This window comes from Chloroflexus sp., from assembly GCF_034432675.1.
Lineage (GTDB): Bacteria > Chloroflexota > Chloroflexia > Chloroflexales > Chloroflexaceae > Chloroflexus.
The window spans coordinates 1-4,152 of record NZ_DAOUBI010000099.1; the positions used below are offsets into that span (position 1 = coordinate 1).

Consider the following 4,152-nt stretch of genomic DNA (forward strand, 5'->3'; position numbering starts at 1 on the left):
CCTGGCATGTCACCGGTTGCGAACAGGCACGTCGTGGGGTGCGGCCAAAGCCGCCATTGTCCGTGAGGCGATACGGGCCTCCTTGGCCCATCCACGCTCTACCCAGCTCTCAACTGCGTAACTCCTGTAAGATTATATGGTCTCGGTAATGATACACTGTATTATGATGATGGTTCGTTCGCCGGGTCAACCCTACCAGAGCTTCAGTGCTGTAAGGCGGGCTTTCAACCTGCTGGCTTACCGGCCCGTTTTCGTAGCATTGTGTCGCCTCATTTGACTCCCACTCACAGCGACAGGTATAATCTGCCGGGTTGCTTGAGTGATCGTATCAGTTGTTAACTCGCTTTTAAGCCACATATCAGCCATTCATCAGCCATTCGCTATGTAAGTCTCGCTACGGTAGCGGTTATGACATGTAGTAGTGATTCGATGGTGAACGCAGTGAGTGAGGGAGTTGTTGCATGACACGACGGATCTTTGCTGTACTGGGCTTACTGGTGCTATCCGTTTCATTGCTGGCCTGGCCACGACCCGGTGCAGCGCAGGGCGGTGTGCCCGATACGTATCCGCCGTATCAGGCGCGCTATTTTCCCGAGACCGGCCATAGCGCGGTGAACTGGTTCCTGGAGACCTGGAAAAATACGCCAAATGCGCTGTTTGTGCTGGGGTATCCTATTTCGGAACCGTTTATCGAGGAGAGCTTTACCGAGCCGGGTAAGTTTTATCGGGTGCAGTATTTCGAGCGGGCTATTCTCGAAGAGCATCCTGAAAACTTCGGTCAGCAAAATAATCGGTACTATGTTCTGGGTCGCCTGCTTGGTCGGCGGTTAGTTGAAGGCCGTGAGAATGAACCGCCGTTCCAACGGGTTGCCGATCCCGGTGATGGTACGTGGTTTGCCGAGACCGGTCACACCTTACGCGATAGCCCGGCACCGTTCCGCACGTTCTGGCTCAACAACGGTGGCCTTGAGGTCTTTGGTTATCCGCTCTCCGAGCAGTTCCAGGAGCGAAATCAGGCCACCGGTGAAATCTACTGGGTACAGTACTTCGAGCGGCAGCGCATGGAGTGGCATCCCGATGAACCGGATCCACGCTACCGTATTCTGCTCGGCTTGCTGGGCAATGAGTATCGCGATTTACGACACCGCACAAATCCGGCATTTAACTACCGGCCACCCGATCAATCATTGCCACGACAATTCATTTATGGCTTCAATGCACACCTCTACGGACAGGGGACAGCCTGGCAGGATCGCAACCGCGTCTTGCAAATGAGCCGTGATGCAGGTGTCTACTGGATTCGGCAACAGGTGCGCTGGATGGATCTGCACGACCGCTCAGGTGCCATCTATTGGGCCGAACTTGACGACATTGTGGCCGATGCGAATCGTCAGGGGGTGAATCTGTTACTGAGCATTGTCGCTGCACCCAGTTGGGCGACGACAAACGGTAGTAACGGTATGCCCAGGCGCGAAAACTTCAAGGATTTCGCCTACTTCGTCGGCGAAATGGCAAAGCGTTACAAAGGGCGAGTTCAGGCGTATCAGATCTGGAACGAGCAGAATCGGGCGTGCGAAAATGGCGGTGATTGTGCCCGCGATGGTGGCGTAGGTGGCCGGGTGGCCGATGCGAGCTACTATGTTGATCTGCTTGAGGTTGCGTACAAGGCAATCAAAGCCAACGACCCGATGACCATCGTGGTGAGTGGTGCGCCGACCAGCACCGAGACGAATGATCCTAATATCGCACTGAGCGATACATCGTATATGCGCTCGATGGCCTCTAACCCCAAGTTCCGGGCCAATGTCGATGCTATCGGTGTGCATCCCGGTGGTCAATACAATCCGCCTGACACCCTCTGGCCTAACCGTCCTGGCCCTGGCCCGCAGTGGCGTACAAGTCGCGAATTCTATTTCCGCCGGATCGAAGACATTCGTAATGTGCTGGTCGAAAATGGCCTGGGCGACAAGCAAATCTGGATTACCGAATTCGGCTGGGCAACCCGCAATAACACTCCTGGCTATGAGTACGGTAATTCGATCACCTTTGAGCAGCAGGCCGAGTGGATTGTGCGTGCGTTCCAGATTGGGCGCCGCGAGTATGCACCGTGGGTGGGGGCCATGTTCCTCTGGAACCTGAACTTTGCCGTGCCGTGGCGTGCGCAGGGTAATGAGTTGCACGAACAGGCATCGTTTGGGGTGATTAATGGTGACTGGAGTCCCCGTCCGGCGTGGTTTGCCATCCAGGCAATGCCAAAAGATTAGCGAAGAGCAGGCGGTCAGTGGTTAACCCGCCGGGTTGTACCGCTGACCAACGTGTGAGAAGGAAAAACTCGTATGACTCGGAGATGGAAGATGCATCGTATCCGGCGCTGGCCGGCTCTAATCCTGTGTTTGATGATTTTGGCAGCGCTGTTGGCCGCGTGTGGTGGTGAACCAACGACACCACCGGTAAGCAATGTACCAACGGCAGCAGTAGTGGCTACTCCTGATACTTCGACGCCACCTACAGCAGTACCGACGACTGCACCGGTTGAGCCAACTGCGGTACCGCCTGAGCCAACACCGGTACCGGCTGAGCCGACCCCTGTACCGATTAACCCTGATTATCTGGAGTTCGGTATCGTTGGTCACCTCTACTACACCGACCGCGACCGTGTCTTACAACTGGCGAATAATGCCGGTTTTGATTGGTTCCGCCAGCAAGTGGTCTGGATGGATATCGAAGACCCGGTAAAGGGCATCTACGGTTGGGATGAACTGGATCGCATCGTTGAGGCGGTTGATCGATCTGGGATCAAGTTATTGGTGAATGTGGTACGTTCACCGACCGCGTATAATGCGACCAATGGTTTGCCCGATGATCCTGAGACACTGGCCAATTTCCTGGAGCAGATGGTACGCCGCTACGGTGATAAAATTCATGCCTATGAGATTTGGAATGAACCGAACCTGGCGGTTGAGAATGGTGGCGAGATTGTGCCGGAAGATGTCGGGCACTATGTTGAGATTCTGAAAGCAGCCTACACGCGCATTAAGTCGCTCAATCCAGATGCAATCGTGCTGGCAGCCGCCTCTTCGTCAAGTGGTGTGACCAACCCGGCAATTGCGCTTTCTGACCAGGAATTCTACCGCCTGATGTATACCTACAACAACGGTGAAGTACGCAATTACTTCGATATTCAGGCGGTCCATCCGGGTGGCGCGGCTAATCCACCTGATACCCTCTGGCCCGACAATCCAAGCTATATTCCTGGTTGTCAACCGGCGCCTGATCGCTGCTGGAACGACCACGAGACGCACTATTTCCGGCATGTCGAGAATGTGCGGAAGTGGATGGAACAGTACGGGATGGGCGATAAGGAGATCTGGATTACCGAGTACGGCTGGGCAACGCCAAACAACACGCCGGGGTACGAGTTTGGTAATTACGTGACTCCAGAGCAGCAAGCGGAATACATTCGCTCGGCGATGCTGCGGGTTTACGATAATTATCCGTTCGTTGGCAATATGTTCCTCTGGAACATCAATTTTGCCGTGCTCTGGGGTGAGCAGGGGAACCCGAACCACGAACAGGCGGCATTCGCCATTCTCAATCCCGACTGGAGTCCGCGGCTGTCGTATTTGCGGGCGCAAGATACCATTGCCCAGATTAAGACGTGGCAGGGGCGCTTTGTTGCGCCGTAACGTGTCTCTAAGATAGGCACGCAGGGCTGTATAGCCCGATACCGGGAGGGGCAGGCTGCATGCCTGTCCCTCCTGATTATGTATGGCGTCAATTTGGTGTTTATTGACATAACGTAGATCTCGTCTCTACATCATGCTGTGATGGTCGTGATCGTGGTGTGGTTCTGCAGGGTGGTGCTGAGACAGAGACCGTACCTTGAACTGATACCACGTATTTGTTCAGGTGGTCAGGTTGTACGTTGAACCAGAAGGGAAATTACGTACACAGGCTGAAGTTCGTGCTCCATGGGGATGACAATTAGAACTTATTTCATAAAAAGTTGTACTGTCGCGCTCTCATAACCATCTCCGGTGCCATCACGCACTGGATTGGTTGCCTTGCTCGCTCATCATCCGCGTGTGGCGTCGTTTGGAGTGCGGCAGCCATGCTGCCGCGCCAGCCGTGCTCACAATCTGGCGCGTGCAA

The 4,152-nt window shown here is 54.6% G+C and carries 2 protein-coding genes; both read left to right on the forward strand.

Annotation, left to right across the window (positions count from 1 at the left end; translation table 11 throughout):
• Nucleotides 1-461 precede the first annotated feature (461 nt).
• Nucleotides 462-2,264, forward strand: a complete 1,803-nt coding sequence (locus tag VAE55_RS07360) for a hypothetical protein (protein ID WP_322815144.1) — start codon at nucleotides 462-464, stop codon at nucleotides 2,262-2,264.
• Between the two features lie 90 nt (nucleotides 2,265-2,354).
• Nucleotides 2,355-3,686: a cellulase family glycosylhydrolase gene (locus tag VAE55_RS07365; protein ID WP_322815145.1), complete on the forward strand. Its 1,332-nt coding sequence runs from the start codon at nucleotides 2,355-2,357 to the stop codon at nucleotides 3,684-3,686.
• The last annotated feature ends 466 nt before the right edge of the window (nucleotides 3,687-4,152 follow it).